The sequence below is a fragment of the Bacillota bacterium genome, assembly GCA_024653485.1.
Taxonomy (GTDB): Bacteria; Bacillota; SHA-98; order UBA4971; family UBA4971; genus UBA6256.
The window spans coordinates 53,831-73,273 of the sequence record JANLFY010000012.1; the positions used below are offsets into that span (position 1 = coordinate 53,831).

24 protein-coding genes and 2 tRNA genes are annotated in these 19,443 nt (G+C 60.2%); 21 read left to right on the top strand and 5 right to left on the bottom strand.

The genetic code is table 11. The annotated features are described in order from the left end of the window. Positions 1-47: 47 nt before the first annotated feature. The 4 genes from NUW12_10135 to NUW12_10150 all read right to left on the bottom strand — a co-directional run bounded on the left by NUW12_10135 (position 48) and on the right by NUW12_10150 (position 3,616). Positions 48-974, bottom strand: coding sequence for an ABC transporter ATP-binding protein (locus tag NUW12_10135; protein MCR4403113.1), 927 nt, complete (start codon positions 972-974; stop codon positions 48-50). 99 nt (positions 975-1,073) lie between these two features. Then, positions 1,074-1,874, bottom strand: coding sequence for an ABC transporter permease subunit (locus NUW12_10140; protein MCR4403114.1), 801 nt, complete (start codon positions 1,872-1,874; stop codon positions 1,074-1,076). Positions 1,875-1,919: 45 nt separating this feature from the next. After that, a complete protein-coding gene (locus NUW12_10145; GenBank protein ID MCR4403115.1) occupies positions 1,920-2,990 on the bottom strand; it encodes an ABC transporter substrate-binding protein in 1,071 nt (356 codons plus the stop codon). Between the two features lie 179 nt (positions 2,991-3,169). Continuing rightward, positions 3,170-3,616 (bottom strand): DUF441 domain-containing protein, encoded by a 447-nt coding sequence (locus NUW12_10150; GenBank protein ID MCR4403116.1) that lies wholly within the window; start codon positions 3,614-3,616, stop codon positions 3,170-3,172. A gap of 406 nt (positions 3,617-4,022) precedes the next feature. Here NUW12_10150 and NUW12_10155 point away from each other — a divergent pair, with 406 nt between their 5' ends. The 21 genes from NUW12_10155 (at position 4,023) to NUW12_10255 (ending at position 18,462) form a co-directional block, all read left to right on the top strand. After that, positions 4,023-5,237, top strand: a complete 1,215-nt coding sequence (locus NUW12_10155) for an MFS transporter (protein MCR4403117.1) — start codon at positions 4,023-4,025, stop codon at positions 5,235-5,237. A 134-nt stretch (positions 5,238-5,371) separates the two neighbouring features. Then, complete coding sequence (locus NUW12_10160; protein ID MCR4403118.1) at positions 5,372-6,523, top strand: DUF1343 domain-containing protein; 1,152 nt, start codon at positions 5,372-5,374, stop codon at positions 6,521-6,523. Between the two features lie 155 nt (positions 6,524-6,678). Further along, positions 6,679-6,773 (top strand) — tRNA-Ser (locus NUW12_10165). 58 nt (positions 6,774-6,831) lie between these two features. Next, a tRNA-Arg gene (locus NUW12_10170) sits at positions 6,832-6,908 on the top strand. 517 nt (positions 6,909-7,425) lie between these two features. Next, entirely contained in the window at positions 7,426-7,620 is a 195-nt protein-coding gene (locus NUW12_10175) for a hypothetical protein (GenBank protein MCR4403119.1), read from the top strand. A gap of 52 nt (positions 7,621-7,672) precedes the next feature. Then, positions 7,673-8,851 carry an ABC transporter permease gene (locus tag NUW12_10180; GenBank protein ID MCR4403120.1) on the top strand — a complete coding sequence of 393 codons (1,179 nt, stop codon included), beginning with the start codon at positions 7,673-7,675 and terminating at the stop codon, positions 8,849-8,851. Positions 8,852-8,872: 21 nt separating this feature from the next. Continuing rightward, complete coding sequence (locus tag NUW12_10185) at positions 8,873-9,553, top strand: ABC transporter ATP-binding protein (GenBank protein ID MCR4403121.1); 681 nt, start codon at positions 8,873-8,875, stop codon at positions 9,551-9,553. Continuing rightward, on the top strand, positions 9,528-9,929 hold the full coding sequence (locus NUW12_10190; GenBank protein ID MCR4403122.1) for a DUF4920 domain-containing protein: 402 nt from the start codon (positions 9,528-9,530) through the stop codon (positions 9,927-9,929). The genes NUW12_10185 and NUW12_10190 overlap by 26 nt, the downstream gene beginning before the upstream one ends. After that, a complete protein-coding gene (locus NUW12_10195) occupies positions 9,926-10,441 on the top strand; it encodes a BlaI/MecI/CopY family transcriptional regulator (protein ID MCR4403123.1) in 516 nt (171 codons plus the stop codon). Before NUW12_10190 ends, NUW12_10195 begins: the two co-directional genes overlap by 4 nt. A 24-nt stretch (positions 10,442-10,465) precedes the next feature. Then, positions 10,466-11,437, top strand: coding sequence for a M48 family metalloprotease (locus tag NUW12_10200; GenBank protein MCR4403124.1), 972 nt, complete (start codon positions 10,466-10,468; stop codon positions 11,435-11,437). A 164-nt stretch (positions 11,438-11,601) separates the two neighbouring features. Beyond that, entirely contained in the window at positions 11,602-11,964 is a 363-nt protein-coding gene (locus tag NUW12_10205; protein ID MCR4403125.1) for a metalloregulator ArsR/SmtB family transcription factor, read from the top strand. Between the two features lie 67 nt (positions 11,965-12,031). Continuing rightward, the gene (arsB, locus tag NUW12_10210; protein ID MCR4403126.1) at positions 12,032-13,204 is read left to right on the top strand and encodes an ACR3 family arsenite efflux transporter; all 1,173 of its coding nucleotides are present in this window, start codon (positions 12,032-12,034) and stop codon (positions 13,202-13,204) included. Positions 13,205-13,344: 140 nt separating this feature from the next. Beyond that, the gene (locus NUW12_10215) at positions 13,345-13,773 is read left to right on the top strand and encodes a thioredoxin family protein (protein ID MCR4403127.1); all 429 of its coding nucleotides are present in this window, start codon (positions 13,345-13,347) and stop codon (positions 13,771-13,773) included. Next, positions 13,774-14,466, top strand: a complete 693-nt coding sequence (locus NUW12_10220; GenBank protein MCR4403128.1) for a cytochrome c biogenesis protein CcdA — start codon at positions 13,774-13,776, stop codon at positions 14,464-14,466. It abuts the gene before it with no gap. Between the two features lie 94 nt (positions 14,467-14,560). Then, positions 14,561-14,893 carry a metalloregulator ArsR/SmtB family transcription factor gene (locus NUW12_10225; protein MCR4403129.1) on the top strand — a complete coding sequence of 111 codons (333 nt, stop codon included), beginning with the start codon at positions 14,561-14,563 and terminating at the stop codon, positions 14,891-14,893. Continuing rightward, positions 14,844-16,076 carry a permease gene (locus NUW12_10230; GenBank protein MCR4403130.1) on the top strand — a complete coding sequence of 411 codons (1,233 nt, stop codon included), beginning with the start codon at positions 14,844-14,846 and terminating at the stop codon, positions 16,074-16,076. Before NUW12_10225 ends, NUW12_10230 begins: the two co-directional genes overlap by 50 nt. A 60-nt stretch (positions 16,077-16,136) precedes the next feature. Next, positions 16,137-16,370, top strand: a complete 234-nt coding sequence (locus NUW12_10235) for a thioredoxin family protein (GenBank protein MCR4403131.1) — start codon at positions 16,137-16,139, stop codon at positions 16,368-16,370. 138 nt (positions 16,371-16,508) lie between these two features. Next, the gene (locus tag NUW12_10240; protein MCR4403132.1) at positions 16,509-16,742 is read left to right on the top strand and encodes a ferredoxin family protein; all 234 of its coding nucleotides are present in this window, start codon (positions 16,509-16,511) and stop codon (positions 16,740-16,742) included. Between the two features lie 112 nt (positions 16,743-16,854). After that, the gene (locus NUW12_10245) at positions 16,855-17,250 is read left to right on the top strand and encodes a putative zinc-binding protein (protein ID MCR4403133.1); all 396 of its coding nucleotides are present in this window, start codon (positions 16,855-16,857) and stop codon (positions 17,248-17,250) included. A gap of 169 nt (positions 17,251-17,419) precedes the next feature. Further along, a complete protein-coding gene (locus NUW12_10250) occupies positions 17,420-17,899 on the top strand; it encodes a permease (protein ID MCR4403134.1) in 480 nt (159 codons plus the stop codon). Continuing rightward, positions 17,896-18,462, top strand: coding sequence for a permease (locus tag NUW12_10255; GenBank protein ID MCR4403135.1), 567 nt, complete (start codon positions 17,896-17,898; stop codon positions 18,460-18,462). The genes NUW12_10250 and NUW12_10255 overlap by 4 nt, the downstream gene beginning before the upstream one ends. Before the next feature lie 68 nt (positions 18,463-18,530). Here NUW12_10255 and NUW12_10260 read toward each other — a convergent pair. Beyond that, on the bottom strand, positions 18,531-19,443 hold a 913-nt coding region (locus NUW12_10260), incomplete at its 5' end, for a hypothetical protein (protein ID MCR4403136.1).

A 19,443-nucleotide genomic window follows, 5' to 3' on the forward strand; every position in this document is an offset into this window, starting at 1 on the left:
CAACAGCCGCCAGGACGACCGGTCGTCGACCTGGACGGATCGTCCCCTCACCTCACCGCGAGCCGAGGAGCGTCCGCTTCTCCGAGAATCAACCGTGGGAGCGCCGGCTCGACGCCGACCGTGATGCCGCGTTGAGAGCCCAGCAGGCCGTGGATGGTATCCCACGTCTTGCCGAAGAGCGCCTCTTCCGGCGACCGCGGCCTGGGCAGCGGATTGCGGAGGATTGCGGCCACCCGGCCGGGCCGGGCTGTCAGCACCACGATTTGGTCCCCAAGGATGATGGCTTCTTCGATGTTGTGCGTGACGAAGAGAATGGTGACCTTCGTCTCCTGCCAGATGCGCGTCAGCTCGACCTGGAGTGTTGCGCGTGTGAGCGCGTCCAGACTGCCGAATGGTTCATCCATGAGCAGAACGCGCGGTCGCACCGAGAGAGCCCTGGCGATGGCCACGCGCTGCTTCATGCCACCGGAGAGCTGGTGAGGGAAGAAGTCTTCGCAGCCGGAGAGCCCGACGAGCTCGAGATAGATGCGGGCGGCGCGCCGGCTCTCGGCAACGTCTGACACGGCGCGGGTGAAGCGCAGGGCGCTGGCGACGTTTTCGAGAGCCGTGAGCCACGGGAAGAGCTGGTCGAAGCTTTGGAAAACGATCATTCGGTCCGTGCCTGGACCTTTAGATGCACGTCCGTCCATGAGCACGCTTCCGCTGGTCGGGTGCTCGAAGCCTCCGATGCATCGAAGAAGGGTCGTCTTGCCGCACCCAGACGGGCCTATGATCGTCACGAACTCTCCGTCGTCCACTGAGATGGTGACGTCTTCGAGTGCAGCGAGCTCCCGCCCGGCCACGACGAAACGTTTGCAGAGAGCACGAACTGCGAGTCCCACGCGGGGTCCTTGGGACGCATACCTTTCCGGCGATGAAGTAGTGTTCTCCGCACCCACTTGCGCCTTCTGCGCTTCCTGACACACCAGCGACATCCGCAGCACTCCCATCCCATTCGAAGCATGGTCAGGCGTGTTCTGATGATAGTGTCCGCGCGGCCGTCCCTGTCTACCTCCGCGACAGGCTGGGCAGGGCTACTCCGCAGTCATGCCCCAACGCCTGACGGTGCGCGCTTCCACCGACTCGAAGACGACGCGCTCGACCACAATCCCCACGAGTACTATCACAACCATGCCAGCGAAGACGCCAGGGATCTCCATGAAGAAGCGGCGCTTGTAGATGAACCAACCGAGGCCACCCTCGCCCCCTGACGCGCCAAAGACCATCTCAGCCGCGACGAGCGCCTGCCAAGCGCGCGCCCACGCCACGCGCATTCCCGACAGGATGTGCGGGAACGCTCCGGGTATGAGGACGTGCGCGACCAGGCGCGCCCCGCGCAAGCCGAGGTTCCGCCCGACCTCGATCTGCGTTGCCGGAACGGAGCGTAAGCCGGTGTGAAGGTTCGCCACGAGAGGCCACATGGCTGAGAACCATATCACGGCGACGATGGACGTGTTGCCCGTGCCCAGCCACAGGATTACCACAGGCAAGATGGCGATGCCGGGAAGGGGATGGAGTATCGCCATGAGCGCCTGCACCCACTCGGAAACGATCTGAGCGGACATCGATGCCGCCGTGACTATGACAGCGGAGAGTGTCGCGAGGCAGAGCCCCGCGCCCACCATCGCAAGGGAGAACGTGAGTCGACCAAGTATCTCTCCGCTGGCCGTCTCAGCCGCGAGAGCCACAGCCACGTCACTGAACGGCGGGAAGAGCAGGGCAGGCAGACGTCCTGCCCGCGCGGCTAGTTCCCAGAGCCCGGCCAGGGCCGCGACGAACAGCGCTTGGCGGATAGTTCTGGCACTCTTTGTGAAAAAGCGTCTTGAACACACCATTGTGGCACCGCAACCATGTCGAAAGCGTACACGTCCCGAGATTGATCAGCGACGGAACTGAAGCTGCTGGATGGGGGATGGTCCGCCTGCCCTGTCCCCGATGAACGCCACCAGGTTCTCCCATGCGATGTCGTCGATGCTTCGCGGCACGTTCTTGATGTAACCGGCCTCTCGCATGAAGTCTGCAAAGCCCATGAGGCCGTATGGTGCCGTCGTGTAATCCATGCCTGGCCACGTCAGGTAAAGATAAGTCTTCTCGGGAGTGAGGCCAAACTCCGGAGCGAGGAGCGCAGCGGCTTCCTTCTTATTGACGTTGATCCATGCCATGGCTTCACTGATCGCCATCACGAAACACGCGTAAGCCACAGGATTGCCGTCATGGAAACGAGTCGTCGCGACGCCCACGTTAAAGCTGAACGGCAGTCCGAAGCAGGCGACGTCGTCGACGACCAGGTGCATGCCGGGTTGGTTCAGCTCTTCGAACATGTACGGTGGAGTGGTGAAATGAGCGACGATGCCTTTCTTGGACAGTAGAGCTGCAGCGGCATCGGGGTGAGGCATCGCCACGATGTTCTTCTCGAAGGCGGTCGCCGAGCCGAGCTCTTTCTCGGCCTGCATGGCGAGGAGAATGTGCTGCACGCTTCCGGGCGAGGGCACGGCTATCTTGTCGGTGGGCCGAAAATCCTTGAGGGATTTGATCGATGGATTGTTCGTCACGAGCCCTACAGGCACCACACAGAACCCGATCGCGGCTTTCCAAGGACAGCCTTTGTCCCAGCCTATGAGGAACGGTGGGATACCCATGAACCCGACGTCGACTTCTCCCGAGACCAGGGCCTCACGGACAGCCGCTCCGGACCCGTACTCCCTCCAGATCGGCTTCAGGCCGTACTTCTCGAAGATCTTGTTCTTCTGAGCGATCATGAGAGGGGCATATACCAGCCCGAACTGACCAGCTATCCGAATCTCCTGCTCTCTTGCCTGTGCCGGAGCCTGTGTTTGCGGTGGGCCCGACGCGCCTGCGCTCCCTGCGCTCACACTGCCGCCCGCGGCGGCAAGGCCCAACCAGCTCAAGAGGAATGCCGCGCACACAACAACCCCCAACAGCCGTCTCATCTCGAGCAACCCTCCCGGACGCGAGTCATTCGCGGCGTCCAGAGCGTTCCACGGCACACCGTGGCGCTGCCGCCACTCGCCACTCGCCGGTCGCCGGTGGTCAGTGGCCGGTCGCCGCGACGCGATCATTTACTATGACTGCTGTCAGGCGGGTGTGCACGGCCAATTGGGAGAAGGCGCTACTTCCACCCCACCAGGCGTAGGAGAAGCGCAGTGATGCCTGCGGCTGCGAGCGGGCCGACCGGGATTCCGCGGAGCAACAGCACGCCGATGACTGTTCCCACGAGGATCCCCGCTATTATATCAGGGCGCGCCTGAAGAAGCTGGACACCCTGGCCGTTAACGTAAGTCGCTGCCGCGCCGCCGACGACCGCGAGCAGGCCTGGCCACGTCCGGAACGCGCGGATCACATCGTCCATGGTCATCTGCTTCGTCGATAGCGGTGACAGGACGGCGATCATGAGCAGGACCAGCCCGAACTGGAGCGCCCGCTGTTCGAGGAAGGTGCCGAGAAAGTCAAGCCCGGCAGCCTGTATGAAGAGAAGCGCTGCGGCCGCGCCCGCGATGAGAGTGTTCCCGAACACAAGCCCTACAGCGAGGACAACGAGAAGTGGAAAGCCGTCCATCGTGGCACCGCCTCCATCCGCGCACGGCGCGCTCGCTGGAAACTGCCGGCCGCCGCGCAACGCTTGATCGCGAGCCCTCCGGGTATCTGCGTGAGGTATGAATTGCCTTGCTGGAGGATTCCTCCGGCACGTCCGACGCTCTCCGGGCAGTTGCTCCTACCGCATATCTATTTGGATACGACTACGATGAGACCTCGCGGCATGCCGCCGACGCCAGCCCAGCTTGGGAAGGTTCCAGGCCGCGCCGGGGTCCGAGATCGCACACGGGACGCATGATGCTTCCAGACGGGAGCACATTATGCCTGCGAGCCCATGTCTGCGGGCCTGCGAGCTTTGGGGCCCGCAAGAGTCTGGAGTCGCGCACAACTCTGACTATCGAAGACGCGAGGGCCAGGAGGCTGGCGAGATGCGACTGAGAGACGCTTTACCCTTTGCGGTCCTTTGTACCGTGCCGTTCATCCTCGTCCTGGGCAACTCCATGCTCATTCCAGTGCTACCCAGAGTGAGGGCGGCGTTGCACCTGACGCAGGCGCAGACGGGCCTTTTCATAACCGCGTTCTCTGTTCCGGCGGGCTTGACCATCATGCTGGTAGGCGCTCTCTCCGACCGGATAGGCCGTAAGCGGGTGATGGTCCCAAGCCTGGTCACGTACGGGATAGGTGGCATCCTGGCTGCCCTTGCAGCATTGTTCCTGGAGCATCCGTACTGGCTCATCCTCGCCGCAAGGGTCGTCCAAGGCATAGGCGCGGCCGGCACAGGCCCCATAGCCACTGCGGTCGCCGGGGACATGTTCCAGTCACAGGAGAGGACCAGGGCCGTCGGCATACTCGAGGCCTCAAACGGGCTTGGCAAAGTGATAAGTCCGGTGCTCGGCGCCGGCGCGGCGCTGGTGGCATGGTGGGCTCCGTTCCTGCTATTCGCTGTGGTGGCATTGCCCTCTGCAGCCGGGGTTTGGGCGTTCTGTCCCGAGTCGGCACCATCTCCCGCTCAGCGGGTCGGTGTGCGCGCCTACTTTGCCGATCTTGCGACCGCGTTCAGGGAGAAGCGCGGGTCCCTTGCGGCATGTTACGCCGCGGGTGCGATCGTGCTGTTCGTGCTGTTCGGCGTGCTCTTCTACGTTTCGGACACGTTGGAGGAGCGCCACAGGATCGGCGGCGTGGTCAAAGGCATCCTCATTTCGATCCCCGTGTTCGTGATGTCCGTGACATCCCTTCTCACAGGGCTCGTCCTGGAAAGGCGCGTCACGTGGCTCAAAGCATCCGTCGTGATAGGGCTTGCTCTCGTGGCCGGATCCCTCGGGCTCCTTGCGTTTGTATCCAAAGTGGTGTGGCTGGCGATCCTGACGGCTGTAATCGGGCTCGGGAGCGGTCTTGTGCTGCCCTCTATCAACACGATGGTAACGAGCGCCTCGAGCGGGCGGCTGCGTGGAATGGTGACCTCGGTGTACGGGGCCGTCCGGTTCCTTGGAGTCGCAGCCGGTCCTCCCGTGTTCGGCCTCATCATGGACTCGCGTCGCGTCCCCGTATTCCTCCCCGCGGCGGTGGCGGCGGGCGTCTGCGCTCTCCTAGTGCTCCTCGCGCTCGATCAGGAGCTGCTCACACCGCCGAAATCGAAGTCTTGAGCGAGATTCGAAAGGGTTTCGCGCCAACTGCGGCGAACCCATGGTGCAGGCCGCGGACGGCTCGTCCGCGCGGTCCGCGAGTTCGTCCCCAACGCGGGAGGCTGCGCCGTCGATCGTAGGAGGGCGACAACGAAGTGCCGGTGAAGACAGGGTTGGAGGTGCTCGTCGGAGAAGACTTCGAGCCGCTTGCCGGAAAGCGGGTCGGGCTCATCACGAACCACACGGGCGTGGATTCGCGCTCTAGGAGCGCAATCGATATCCTGGCTGAAAGCGACAGGGTGAGGCTTGTGGCCATCTTCGGTCCCGAGCACGGCGTGCGCGGCACTGCCCAAGCGGGGGAGAAGGTGGCGTCGGGGATGGATGAGAAGACCGGGCTGCCCGTGCACAGTCTGTACGGCGATACCACGAGGCCCACCCCTGAGATGTTGGTCGGCGTGGACGCGCTGGTGTACGACATCCAGGATGTTGGCGTGAGGTTCTACACGTACGTGTCGACGATGGCCCACGCCATGCAGGCCGCGGCAGCACATGACCTGGAGTTCTTTGTGCTCGATCGGCCGAATCCACTGGGAGGGCTGGTAACGGAGGGGCCTGTCCTCAAGAATGAGTTTGCGTCGTTCGTGGGCGTCTACCCGATACCGGTGAGGTATGGCCTGACCGTGGGCGAGCTCGCCGGCCTTCTCAGCACGGAGTTCGGGATAGGGGCGCGTCTTCGTGTCATCCGGATGGAGGGGTGGCGCCGTGACATGTGGTTTGACGACACAGGACTGCAGTGGGTGAAGCCTTCACCTAACCTTCCTACGCTAGCGAGCGCCGCTGTCTACCCGGGGACGTGCTTCATCGAGGGGTTCGCCAACGTATCCGAGGGGCGCGGCACCGACCGCCCGTTTGAGTGGGTGGGCGCGCCGTGGATCGATGGGGAGGCACTCGCGCGCAGGCTGAACACGCTGGAACTGCCGGGGGTGAGATTCGCCGGGCGCCAGCTCACGCCCGCCTTTTCGAAGAACGCCGGCGTGCCGTGCGGCGGGGTGGAGATCGTGGTGACGGACAGAGAAGCTTTCCGACCCGTCGGGACGGGGCTTCATCTGGTGGCTGCCATCCTGGATATGGGTCGTGGGCGTGCGGTGTGGGCGCATGGGGGAAGTCACTTCGACAGACTCATGGGCACTGACGAGGTGCGCACCATGCTACAGCAGGGAGTGAACGCAAGGGACATCGTCGCGTCGTGGGAAGAAGACCTCGAGGCCTTTCGGGAGATGAGAGAGAGGCATCTTCTGTACCGATAGTCACCGGCAGTCGACAGAGGTGATGTACAGGTGCGGCTGATTGACCGACACCCACACCGGTACCCCGGTACCCGGGGCCTTGCTCTTGGCTTGCGGATGTGCTACAATGACAATGCGGCGACGGCCATGTGAAAGCGGCATAGATAGTCTTACGCGGAGAGATACCCAAGCTGGCTGAAGGGGAAGGTTTGCTAAACCTTTAGACGGTTGAACAAACCGTGCGGGGGTTCGAATCCCCCTCTCTCCGCCACCTTTCGACCACCACGACGGCCCGCGGGCCGTCTGTTCGCATAACGCACGTGTTTCGCGCGCCCGTAGCTCAGTGGATCAGAGCATCTGACTTCGGATCAGAGGGTCGTGGGTTCGAGTCCCTCCGGGCGCGCCAGGGTTTAGTTGGGGCTTCGCGAAGTCGCGAGGCTCCCTATTCTTTTTCGTGTTCCTTTTCGTGCAAGCCTCCAGAGGCCTTCCCGACGATCAGCGTATCTTCTTCCCGCCGCTAGTCTCAGAGAAGAGTTTGAGCGTGGATCGTTTTGCCAGCTTGACACACTCGCGAGGACATGCTATAGTGCGAAGTACTATATGAAATAGTATTACGAAGCATAGCGTTCCCGAGCTCTTGGCCAAATGGGGCGCGGCGAACACGAAACGGAGGTCGGAGGATGAAAGGTCAAACCAACTCAGAATCATCGCAGAGGCCTGGATGGTCAAGGAGACTTGGCCCGTACGCGATTGTGTGTTTAGTGGCTGTGAGTGCGGGAGCTCTGTATGCCAGCCCTCGCGGACTCACGTGGTCGAGGAGGAGGAGGATTGCCCCCAGGGCCGGACTAGCCGGCGTCGCCCGCTGCGCAGGCTGCGTTGGAGGAGGCATCTCTAGGCCCGACGGTCCCGTCGGGAGCGCGGCTATGGACCCGTTTGCCGACATCCGACAGGAAGTCCTCACGTACTACCGTTCCAGGTACAGAGATGACGACCCGGGAGTAAGCACGCAGGTCACAGACTACGGCTGCCATGTCGGGGTCGACGTGGTCAAGGACGGAAAGGTCGTGAAATCCTTCGCGTACTTCGGGGAGGGTCAGTTCTACGAACAAGACTGGTAAGGATTGGCGACTGTGCACTGACAGCTACTGCGGAAACGGAGGAGATGCTGGAATGAGCTTGTTCACGATCGTCTGGGACGGGATCAGACGCCGAAAGATCCGTTCCGCGCTTTCCATCCTCGGAATCGCCATCGCCTCCACGGCTCTTTTCAGTCTGCTCGCCCTAAAGCTAGGCTATGAACGGGGCATGCGCGCGGAGCTGGAAGGCATGGGCGCCCAGATAGTCGCTGTGGCCAAGGGCTGCCCGTACGAAGCGATCGCCGTGATAATGACCGGCGGCCAGGTGCCCGCAACTCTGCCTGAGAACGTGGTGGAAGAGATCCGGAACCTTCCCAATGTCGCAAGCGCATCTCCGAACGTGTACGGCGCTTACGAGTACTTGGGCCTTTCGCACCCGCTAATCGGCATAACACCCGAGGAGCTCAGACTCAAGTCCTGGTGGAAAGTGCGGGGACGCTTTCCCCGGGACTTCGGTGAAGTCGTCCTCGGTAGCGTGGAGGCGAAGGTTTTTGCGGAGAAGAGCAGTGAGTTCAATGAGATCGGCGACTCGATCACCGCAGTGGTCGGGGGGAAGCCTGTCTCTCTCAAGGTCGTTGGCATCCTCGAGACCACCGGCTCGAAAGACGACTATTCCACTTACACCACTCTCCAAACCGCGCAAGAGCTCCTGAACCTGAGGGGTCGTGTCGTGGCGGTGAACGTCAGGGTCAAAGACATCAGCACCGTTCCGGAGACGATCGAGGCCATCGAGGAGATCCCGGACGTGCAGGCTGTCACCGTGGCCCAGGTGCTCGGGACGCTTCGGAACCTCGTCCAGGCGGGGCAGAGTATGCTGATCCTCGTAATGCTGGTTGCGCTTGTCATCGGCGGGCTTGGCACGATGAACACCATGCTCATGGCGGTTTTCGAAAGAACCCGTGAAATCGGTCTATTGAAGGCCATCGGCGCCTCGCGGTGGCAGATCTTCAAGATCTTCCTCTGCGAGGGCTTGGGCATGTGCTTCTTCGGGGGCTTGTTGGGGGCGGGCGCCGGTTCATTGGCTACCCTGATGGGTGATGCAATCTTGAGACGGTTCGTTTCGGTCATGCCTACCCAGTCCGTCGGCCAACCCTCGCTGCACGCGGCTTTCGTTTCGGTGCTCTTCCCGGTGGGCGTGGGGGTTCTGGCGGCTCTCTACCCTGCCCTGCGCGCCGCCTGGCTGAGTCCCATCCAAGCTCTGAGGAGTGAATGACGCATCAGGAGGTGACCATCTGTGGTAAACGTCGAGAATCTGAGCAAAGTGTACCGACGTGGGAGAGAAGAGGTCCGCGCGCTAGCCGGTCTATCACTGCACATTCAGGCGGGCGAGCTCGTGGGGATCCTTGGACCCTCTGGTTCGGGAAAGTCGACTCTCTTGAACATCATCGGCCTGCTCGACCGGCCAACGAGTGGCCGCGTGCTCATCGCGGGCCGTCCGGTAGAGCAACTGGGCCCGCGGGAAGCGGACCTCGTGCGTCGGAAGACCATCGGTTTCGTTTTCCAACAGTTTCTCCTGGTCCCCACCATGACGGCACTTGAAAACGTCATGTTACCGATGTATTTCGCCGGTGATCCCTGTGCTCGCGATAAGGCCGCAGGGCTGCTCCGCAGGGTCGGTCTGGGCGACCGCATGTTTCATCTGCCGTCCCAGATGAGCGGCGGTGAGATCCAGCGGGTTGCGGTGGCCAGAGCCCTCGCAAACGAGCCGTCGGTTCTCCTTGCCGACGAGCCCACGGGCAACCTGGATAGCAGCACCGCCGAGGATGTGTTCGGCCTGCTGCGGGAGGTCAACAGAACGGGTACCACGGTGATAGTCGTGACACACAACTCGGAGCTGGCCGGCTTGTTGCCTCGTACGATCGTGATGCGAGACGGGAGAGTGACGAGGGATGTCAAGAAGAGCTCGGCTGCTTAGATGGGTGATCGGTATGTCAGTCGTTGTGGCGCTAGCGCTAACCGCAGTGATCGCGGTGCGTGGCGCCGGAGGGGCGACAAGATACGGCGCCCCCGTGGGCGCGGGCGGAGCTGAGGTTGTCGAGCTGGCCAACATTTTCGCTGATACCACCAGCTACAACGGAAGGAGGGTCGTCGTCAGTGGGCGGGTAGGGCAGGTGTGCCAGACTTCGGGGTGCTGGATCACGCTTACGGACGGCGCAAACCAGCTATTCGTTCAGTTCTATGATTTCACGGTCAAGGTCAGGCCGGGAGCCCGGGTCCGCGTACAGGGCACTGTCCGCGTGATCAACAGTGCTCCATATCTCGTCGGTGAGGGTTTGGAAGTCAATGGATGAGCGAGGAACGCAGAATAGGGCGCCGCCTTCATGTACTTCTCCCGCAGTTCCAAGTGATGTACAATGGAAGAAGCGACGAACTGGGAGTGGTGGCAGTGTTTCGCTTGCTTGAATTCAAGCCGGGCAGGAAGGGCCTCGGCAAGGTGCTGGGCGACCTGGAGGCGGAGATCATGGAAGAGGTGTGGGCGAGGGGCACCTGCACAGTTCGAGACATATACGAGGGACTCCGCATGAGAAGGCGGATCGCCTACACGACCGTCATGACGGTGATGTCGCGGCTCGCTGAGAAGGGATTGCTCGCCAAGGGCAAGGAGGGAGCGGCCTTCGTCTACCGTCCGCAGGTCTCGAAGGACGAGTTCAGGCGGGAAGTGGCAGCGGAGGTCATCACAGGACTGCTCGACGGATTCGGTAAGGAAGCCATCTTTCAGCTCGTGTCCGCGGCGGATCGGGCGGATCCTGAGATCATGGAACAGCTCGAACGCGCCATTGCGGAACGCAGGAAGAAAAAGTAGGCCCGGACGGAGGCGGGTGGGTGCGTGCATTCGCTCCTTCAACATCCTTACTTGACATACACTTTCCTCGTGTCTTCGGCGCTGGCCGTGCTCGTCGCGATTCTGGTCAGAGTCGTGCCGCCGAGGAGCGTCCAACGCAGTTGGGTCTATGCGATCCCCGTCGTGGTGCCCGTGGTCTCGTACGTCGTCAATTACGTCATCATCGGCAAGGCCTGCGAGTACAGTCAAAGCGATTACGGTTACATCGGCTTTCTCAGGGGATTTCCGTCATATCACTTGCTGTGCAGGTTCAATCGCATGATTGCGCCATGGGTGGCGCAGCTCTCCCTGGCTTGGCTGGCCGTTTCGCTTTCTGCACACGCGCTGGCTTGGTGGCGCAGAGTCAGACTGCAAAGATGCCTACTGTCCGCAGCGCGCGACGATGCAAGGGCAAAGGCGGTGCTGGACAATCTCTGTGAGGAGCTCGATATTCGCTTGCCCGAGCTCCGAGTGATAGACTACCCTGGTCCGCTGATGTTCGCGGGAGGAACCCGCGACCGCGTCATAACCGTATCTACGGGAGCTCTCGATCTGCTGGAGGACAACGAGCTGCGCGCCGCCTTCGCCCACGAACTCGCCCACATCAGGCGCAGTCGGAACATAATAAACAGGCTTGTCCCGCTCTGTCGCAACCTCACTCTCTTCTCCCCGGCCGCGCTATGGTCGTACGAGATGTTCAGAGCAGAAGAAGAACAGGCGTGCGACGCTATGGCGGCAGCCCAGACCGGGCTCGGAGTCGAGCTCGCTTCGGCCATCGTCAAGTTCATGTATCACGCGACCCGTTTGAGATTGGAGCATTCCGTCGCATCGCTAGTGCCTGTGCTTCTTCCGCGCGGAAACCCAGCGATAGTTCGTGTGAGGCGACTCCTGGACGGGCCGGACTCGGTCAACGGACTTGCGTCCTGGATCTACTCGCTCTTGTTCCTGCTCGCTGTGGGCATGGTCTTTGTATGTTAGCGGGCAAGCGTAAGTCCCGGACGCTCCAACTCACTTGCGCTGGACCGCGAAGTCGCGCTCTTGCGAAGGATCGGCATTGGATGTTGACGCACGAACTTGGCAGGAGTATGATGACCATAGAAATAGGTATATGCTTATATGCTTATACCAGCGAAGGTGATGTCATGGGCGCGATTGAAGAGACGGTGAGAGTGTTACAAGCCCTCGGGCAGGATACGAGGTTCAAGATCTTCAAGGTGCTCTGCGGAAGGACCTTTTGCGTGTGCGAGCTCGAAGAGATCTTCGGGATAACACAGCCTGCCATCTCCCATCACCTTGCCATCCTGAAAGACGCGGGCTTGGTGGGCGATTCACGGGAGGGTCAATGGGTATTCTACGAAGCGAAAGCCGAGCGGCTCCGAGAGAGCTGGCAAGCGCTCACTGGCATTCTCGACGCGCCCGTAGACAAGACCCCGGGGATGGAGGCCCTTGCGGCCAAGGTGAAGGAGATCGAGAGGAACCCAAGAGCGCCGCGACGGTGCAAGTAGTCCGCGCCGGTTCAGATAACCGAGGATGGCTTTGTGTGCGCCTAAGGCGGGGCAACGAGGAACGCAAATGAGGTCGCGTCGGGGAAGACGCACGGTTGGAGGAGGCGAAGCTGTAACCGTGGCCAAGGAAGCTTTACAAAGCAGGGCGGGCAGGACGCAAGGGTTAGGTTTCTTCGAGAAGTACCTTACGCTTTGGGTTGCCATCTGTATCGTCGTTGGGATCCTGGTGGGTTCGGTATTCCCAGGGGTCCCGGCGCTCCTCAGTAAATGGGAATACGCCCACGTTTCCATTCCGGTCGCCATTCTGATCTGGTTCATGATATACCCGATGATGGTTCAGATAGACTTCGGGAGCATAGTCAGGGTGGGCAAGGAACCCAAAGGGCTGATAGTTACGCTGGTCGTCAATTGGCTCATCAAGCCGTTCACGATGTTCCTGCTGGCTTCGCTCTTCCTGAGGGTGCTATTCAGGCCACTGATAGACCCTGAACTCGCACGGCAGTATGTGGCTGGCGCCATCCTCCTCGGAGCCGCGCCGTGCACCGCCATGGTCTTCGTGTGGAGCTATCTATCCGGCGGCAACGCAGCTCACACGCTGGTTCAAGTCGCCATCAATGATCTGGTGCTGCTCGTGCTCTACGCTCCCATCGTCATGTTCCAGCTAGGGCTCACAAAGCTGGTGGTGCCGTATGACACCGTGCTCCTGTCGGTCTTCCTGTATGTTGTCATACCGCTCGCCTTCGGCTACTACACGCGGGTGCGTCTCATAAGGACCAGGGGCCTGGATTGGTTTCAGTCGAAGTTCCTGCCTACGCTGAAACCTTTCACGATAATCGGGCTCTTGCTCACTCTCATAATCCTATTCTCTTTCCAGGGCGGGATCATCCTCAGCGATCCCATCCACATACTCTTGATAGCAGTTCCCCTCACGATCCAAACATACCTGATCTTCATCATAGGCTATGCTTGGTGCAAAGTGTGGAAGGTAGATAGAACGGTGGCGCCCCCGGCGGCCATGATTGGGGCGAGCAACTTCTTCGAGCTCGCTGTGGCTGTGGCGATCTCCCTTTTCGGTCTGAAATCAGGCGCAGCGCTTGCCACCGTCGTTGGAGTGCTCGAGGAGGTCCCCATAATGTTGAGTCTGGTCGCAATCGCCAACAGGACCCGGCACTGGTTCCCTGCCCCCAAGATGTCGCCAATCGCTCCTGGGCGGAGGCCGGAAGGACAACCGGAGGCGTAGACGAAGCCTTAACTACAGAATGCATGAACTTGACGCGGCGCCGCGGGCTTGGCACGTTCGCGGACTGGTGCACGCGGACTGGTGCAGTCTTCCGCTAGCCGGGGCCGGCGCGCGGCGTCTCGCCGAGGGCAGGTGTGATAATGAGACTTTCACGAAGACTCGTGGTTCTCGCTGGGCTCCTCATAGTCCTGGGAACGTTATACGCATGGAAGACTCAGGTGCTCCGTGGCTCTGGCCAAGCGGTCGGCCACGACAGCGCATCGCCCCGGGGAGAGACGGTGGCAGGCGAAAGAGGTCTGCCTATGGTCATAGATGTCGGACGAGACACCTGTGAGCCTTGCAAGATGATGGCACCCCTGCTGCGAGAGCTTGAGGAGGAGTATAGAGGCAGGGCGATCATCAAGGTAATCAACCTGGACGATGACCCGTCAGCGGCGAGCAGGTATGGCGTATACCTCATTCCTACCCAGATATTCATCGACGCTAGCGGGAAAGAGGTGTATCGTCACCAAGGGTACCTGTCCAAGGAAGCCATCGTGTCGATCCTGAAGGACATGGGGGTAAAGTGAGTGGAGTCGTTTGCGGCTACGTTCGGAGGGGTTCTTGACGCGAACCCTCTCCTCGCCTTGATTCTCGCTTTCTTTGCCGGTCTAGTTTCCGCGTTTGGCCCGTGCACCCTCACGTCGGTTCCCCTGATCATGGCCTATGTTGGGGGGTATGCCCGCGACGACCAGCGGAGGGCCTTCGTGTGCTCGCTCGTCTTCTGTGCCGGTCTTGCTGTCACTTTCACAAGCCTTGGGGCGCTTGCGGCGATCCTCGGCAGGATCATGAGTGGATTCGGGAAGAGATGGTACATAGCTTTGGGCCTCTTCACGATCCTCCTGGGACTGTGGATGATGGGCGTCGTCAACCTTCCCGTCCCTTCGGTGGCCTCCAAGAGATCCTTCAGGCGTTCGGGGTTACCCGGGGCCTTTGCCCTCGGCGTGGTGGCGGGGGCCATTTCCTCTCCGTGCTCGACTCCTGTGCTTGCCGCTATACTCGCGCTCGTCGCGGGAAAGGGAGATCTCGTTCTTGGGGTATCGTTGTTGGGTGCGTACTCAGTGGGGCACTGTGCGCTCGCCCTGGTCGCCGGAACGTCCGTCGCCTTCGTGGATCGCCTGGCGAGGTCGGAAAGGACTGAGAGAATCGGAGGTATCGCGAGATTCGGTCTAGGGGTGCTGGTGCTCCTGGCAGGGCTCTACTTATTCTATACCGGGATTTGACGTGGCGAGCGAATAGACCTCGTCGCAATGGATTTTCCCGATTCTCTTGACATATGTATGGCCATATGGCAATATAGGCATGGAGGTGAGCCATGTGGCTTACGGCGATGTCATGAAGCGACGGGTATCCATTTTCAAGGCGCTTGGCCACGAGACCCGCGCGCGGATAGTGGAGATCTTGGCGAGCGAGGGGGAAAAGTGCGTATGCGACCTCGTGGAACGGCTGGGTTTCGATCAATCGACCATCTCCAAGCACCTTAGCGTGCTCAAAGCGGCGGGAGTGGTCGGCTCGACAAAAGAGGGGCTCAACGTGAGATACGGCCTCAGGACGCCGTGTGTTTATCAGTTCATGACGTGTATAGACAGGATGACTGACGATGGAGAATGCGTCCTCGTCTGCGGTGGTACCCAACGTGGGAAGGAGTGAAAGATCTTTGAAGGAACTGAAGGCGTTTTCCCTAATACTCGGGGTATTCCTCATAGCGTACTTCGCGCCCTTTGGCGCTCCGCGCGTGCAGGCGGCCATACTCGAGTCGTTCCACATGTTGCAGGAGTATGCCAGGCAACACGTGCTGTTCTGTCTCGTGCCGGCCTTCTTCATCGCGGGGGCGATGCAAAACTTCCTGTCGCAGCAGTCCGTGATGAGGTATCTCGGGCGAGGCGCGAAGCAATGGCTTGCGTACGCGGTGGCTTCGGTCTCCGGGGCCATACTCGCAGTGTGCTCCTGCACGGTGCTTCCGCTCTTCATGGGGATATACAAGCGGGGCGCCGGCCTAGGCCCGGCCACGGCATTCCTGTATTCAGGACCGGCCATCAATGTGCTCGCGATCATCTTGACCGCGCGCGTTCTCGGCTGGCAAATAGGGCTTGCGAGGGCGGTCGGGGCGGTTCTGTTTTCTGTTGTCATAGGCGTGCTCATGGCTGTCATCTTTCGAGGCGAAGAGACGGACCGGCAGAAGGGCTTTGTCGCAGCTGCGCAGGCCGGTGAGCAAGATGGCCGTAGCCTAGGCCAGACCATCGCGTATTTCGCGACATTGGTGCTTGTCCTGGTGTTTGCGGCGTGGGGAAAGCCTGCCGAACCCGTGGGGTTCTGGTCCGACGTGTTCAAGGTAAAGTGGTATCTGGTGGTGGCGCTCCTTGCCTACCTTGCGTACATGCTCAAGGCATGGTTCAAGCCTGCGGAGCTTGTAGCGTGGAAGGATTCCACCTGGGATTTCGCCAAGAAGATACTCCCCCTTCTATTCGGCGGGGTCATGGCAGCGGGGCTGCTCATGGGCCGTCCCGGCGTTGACAGCGGCCTCATTCCTTCGCGTTATGTGTCAATGCTGGTGGGTGGAAACTCGCTTCTTGCGAATTTTTTCGCCGCTATCGTGGGAGCGTTCATGTACTTTGCTACGCTGACCGAGATCCCCATACTGCAGGGGCTCTTGGGTTCCGGCATGGGTCAAGGCCCCGCGCTGGCGCTGCTTCTTGCGGGCCCCGCGCTCAGCCTTCCAAACATGCTCGTGATAAACAGCGTTCTTGGTCCGAGGAAGACAATCACCTACGTTTCCCTGGTGGTAGTCATGGCAACGATAAGCGGCATGATCTTTGGGGCCATTGTCGCGTGAGGTGCCGTGGCTTCAAGGACTGCGGTGCAGGAGACTATACGAGCGAAAGGAGGGGCGTGCGTGAAGGTAGAGATACTTGGCGTAGGTTGCCCGAAGTGTCGCAAGACCGAGGAGATGATAGGCGAGACCATACGCAAACTCGGGGTTGACGCCGAAATCGTGCATGTGACCGACATCGACGAGATCATCGAGCGAGGAGTGATGATGACCCCGGCGGTGTTCGTGGACGGTGAGAAGAAGATCGAGGGGAAGATCCCAACGGAATCACAAATAAGAGAGTGGTTCAAGGAATAGCGTGAGAGGGCCTCGCCCGCGGGCGAGGCCCGGCCCGCGCGGACGCCGATAGAGCCTCTGCCTTTAGGTAAAGCACCAGAGAGGAAAGCAGCAGAGAGGAAAGCATCAGAGAGGAGGAGCCTTCAATTGGGCTACAGAGTGCCTCGAGAACAGATCCCTTGGTATCCCGCGATTGATCTTGAGAAATGTACCGGTTGCCGAACCTGCTACGAGTTCTGCTCGCACGGAACTTACGGGTGGGACGAAGAGAAGCAATTGCCGCTGGTCAAGAACCCGTTCAACTGCGTGGTGGCCTGCAGCTCGTGTGCTTTGCAGTGCCCGAGTGAGGCGATAACGTTCCCGCCCTTGTCCATACTGAAGCAATACCGATAAATGAGGGCGTAAGCAGGGTCGCTCGAGTGTGCGGTAGTGCTTCGACATCGTTCATGACTCGGTAAGCCTTACCACGTTCGCTCCGACAAAGTGTTGGGGGAGGGAGTAGCTGATGGAAGCCAGGTCAACTGTAGCTCAATCGCAGGCTGCGGAAAACCGCAAGATTGGCGTGCTGCCTTGCTCGGGGGCGTGTAACGTAGGCATGATGACGACGCGGGCTGTCGTTGAAATCGTGAGCAAGCGTCATGATGTAGGCTTTGTCTGCGCCCTCGGGCTTCCACTGGGAATACCAGGTATCATCGAGATGGCGAAGAAGGCCGATTACTATATCGCTCTCAACGGCTGCGAAGTGAAGTGTGCTACCAAGTCCCTTGAGAAGGCCGGGATCAAGTGGGACAAGGAACTCACCCTGACTAAAGACCTCGGGCTCTCCAAGAACAAGAACTTGCAAGATGAAAACGGTTTTCCTGAAGTCATCCGTCGCCTGAGCGAAGCCATGGAGTCATGACCACATGTCGCAGATGTCGCCCCGATGCTTCGAATCGGGACGACATCTGCCAAGGGAACGGGATCGCGTGGAGAACTGCCTCATGTGGGCGACCATTTCGTGATTTGATGGTTTGGTGGGCAGATGTGGCTGTGCACCATGCGCATAATAGAGCAGGGGTGGTTGCGGGTTGTTCACGAGAATCCTGTATGTAGTATCGATTGGCTTTCTCGTTGTCTCCTTCGTAAAGGACAGGGGCAAGACTCGTTCCGCTCTGATCAAGGCGGTCCGCGCGTTTCTCGGTATCCTCCCCGATTTCGCTACGGTGCTCGCCATAGTCGGCCTCGTGTTGACCTTTCTTTCGCCAAGCATCGTCGCTGGGCTCATCGGAAAGGGAACGGGCATACTGGGAATGCTAATCACCTCTGTGGTGGGGGCGATCACCTTGATCCCAGGGTTTGTGGCTTTTCCGCTAGCCAAGTCCTTGCTCGATAGAGGCGCGGGGATAATGCAGATCGCGGTCTTCGTGTCCACCCTCATGATGGTCGGCTTCGTCACGACGCCTCTCGAGATAAGGTATTTCGGAAAGAGAGTTACTGTTTTGAGGAACGTCCTCGCATACGTGTTCTCATTCATCGTGGCTGCAGTCATCGGGGTGGTGGTCTCATGAGGGATGGAGCGAGCTTGCGCGGATTCCTGAGGGATACCGCGCGAGCGTACAAGTACTTGATCCTCATCGTCCTCTTAGACTTGGTCATCCTCTCTCTACGTCCGGCAACAGGCAGAGAGATCTTCGCTCACACTTACGCCAATTTCGCTGAGATGCTGAGCGTGCTCCCACCCATTTTCCTGCTGCTCGGTCTTCTCGATGTGTGGGTCCCGCGTGAGACGATCATGAAGTACTTGGGCGAGCGCTCTGGCTTACTTGGAATGGCCCTCAGCGTTTTCCTTGGTGCGGCGGCAGCGGGTCCCCTCTACGGTGCCTTTCCGGTAGCTGCGGTCATGATCAAGAAGGGCGCCAAGTTCTCCAACATACTGGTGTTCATAGGGGCCTGGTCGACCCTGAAGATCCCGATGTTCCTGTTCGAGATGTCGGCTCTGGAAACGAGGTTTGCAATAACTCGGTGGATCGCCAGCGTCTTAGGGGTCATTATGATGACCTTCATCATTGACAGGCTGATCACCGAGGAAGAGAAAGCGGCCATATACCATAGGCATACGACGGAACCCTGACTCGCGTCGGGCACACCTCCGGCGCAGGAGATTTCCCAAAGACAAGGGGGAGAGGTAAGTGGAGGCAGTCAACACCTTTGATGAGGTAAGATTCTCTGCGACTTCACGCCACGCGATTCTGCGTACACGTATTCAATGACCCTCTGCCGCCGTGCCACAAGCCGTTCTCTAAGCTCATCCTCGGATGAGATCTCGCTCTTCACGTGGGTCTCGTTCGTGTCAACGTCTCCCATACCTGGTCCGTTCAGGCATCCTCCCGGACAGGCCAGCAGTTCCACGAAGCACGGAGTGTCTCCGAGGGCCGGTGTGCCTCCTTGCTTCTCCCGTTCCTCTTCTGAGACGAAACGCTCCAAGAACCTCCTGCAGCAGTCGATGCCTGAGATCCCTTCTTGCAGCACAGCCAGCTTGACACCCGGCGGCGCCTCTGCGTCCCACTTGCCCGGAGGCAACGGATCCAGATCGCCGACGCTCTCATTCAGCCACGTGCGGAGCTCCGCGAATGTGAGGCACACATCCACGGGCTTGCCTGCTTCGCGGAGCTCAGCGCTAGAAGTGGCATCGCCCGAGGTGACGAGTTCCCTCATTGAGGCCACCTGCCGCTTCTTTGCGAGACACGGCCCGATGAAGACCACCGCCGCGTCAGTGCCGTACTTTCTTTTGAGGCGCACTCCATGTGACAGCATGGGAGAGGGGAAGGGCGCCAACGCTGGTGCAGCTTGCGGGTAGTCTTTCTGCACGAGCTCCACGATGTCAGGGCACGACGTTGAGATGACGACATCGTGGGCCTTGGCCAGGTGTATCGTTCGTTCGCGGATGAGCTCATCGAGCGCGCACGCCGTCTCTTCAACGTGCGAAAAGCCTATGCTGCGAAGCGCCGTGATTACTTTCATCGGATGGGTTCTTGGGAAAGCAGCAGGAAAGGAAGGCCCGAGTTCGACAAGGCCTGGGCACACAAAGGGGCTGAAGTGCAGTAATGACGGG

Excerpts from the sequence above, each read along its gene's own strand:
- NUW12_10175 (MCR4403119.1), top strand. The coding sequence starts at position 7,426 with ATGGACCCGTTTGCCGACATCCGACAGGAAGTCCTCACGTACTACCGT.
- NUW12_10205 (MCR4403125.1), top strand. The coding sequence starts at position 11,602 with ATGGGCGCGATTGAAGAGACGGTGAGAGTGTTACAAGCCCTCGGGCAG.
- NUW12_10245 (MCR4403133.1), top strand. The coding sequence starts at position 16,855 with ATGGAAGCCAGGTCAACTGTAGCTCAATCGCAGGCTGCGGAAAACCGC.
- arsB (MCR4403126.1), top strand. The coding sequence starts at position 12,032 with ATGAGGTCGCGTCGGGGAAGACGCACGGTTGGAGGAGGCGAAGCTGTA.
- NUW12_10145 (MCR4403115.1), bottom strand. The coding sequence starts at position 2,990 with ATGAGACGGCTGTTGGGGGTTGTTGTGTGCGCGGCATTCCTCTTGAGC.
- NUW12_10140 (MCR4403114.1), bottom strand. The coding sequence starts at position 1,874 with ATGGTGTGTTCAAGACGCTTTTTCACAAAGAGTGCCAGAACTATCCGC.
- NUW12_10255 (MCR4403135.1), top strand. The coding sequence starts at position 17,896 with ATGAGGGATGGAGCGAGCTTGCGCGGATTCCTGAGGGATACCGCGCGA.
- NUW12_10135 (MCR4403113.1), bottom strand. The coding sequence starts at position 974 with ATGTCGCTGGTGTGTCAGGAAGCGCAGAAGGCGCAAGTGGGTGCGGAG.
- NUW12_10150 (MCR4403116.1), bottom strand. The coding sequence starts at position 3,616 with ATGGACGGCTTTCCACTTCTCGTTGTCCTCGCTGTAGGGCTTGTGTTC.
- NUW12_10155 (MCR4403117.1), top strand. The coding sequence starts at position 4,023 with ATGCGACTGAGAGACGCTTTACCCTTTGCGGTCCTTTGTACCGTGCCG.
- NUW12_10180 (MCR4403120.1), top strand. The coding sequence starts at position 7,673 with ATGAGCTTGTTCACGATCGTCTGGGACGGGATCAGACGCCGAAAGATC.
- NUW12_10230 (MCR4403130.1), top strand. The coding sequence starts at position 14,844 with ATGGAGAATGCGTCCTCGTCTGCGGTGGTACCCAACGTGGGAAGGAGT.
- NUW12_10195 (MCR4403123.1), top strand. The coding sequence starts at position 9,926 with ATGAGCGAGGAACGCAGAATAGGGCGCCGCCTTCATGTACTTCTCCCG.
- NUW12_10190 (MCR4403122.1), top strand. The coding sequence starts at position 9,528 with ATGTCAAGAAGAGCTCGGCTGCTTAGATGGGTGATCGGTATGTCAGTC.
- NUW12_10215 (MCR4403127.1), top strand. The coding sequence starts at position 13,345 with ATGAGACTTTCACGAAGACTCGTGGTTCTCGCTGGGCTCCTCATAGTC.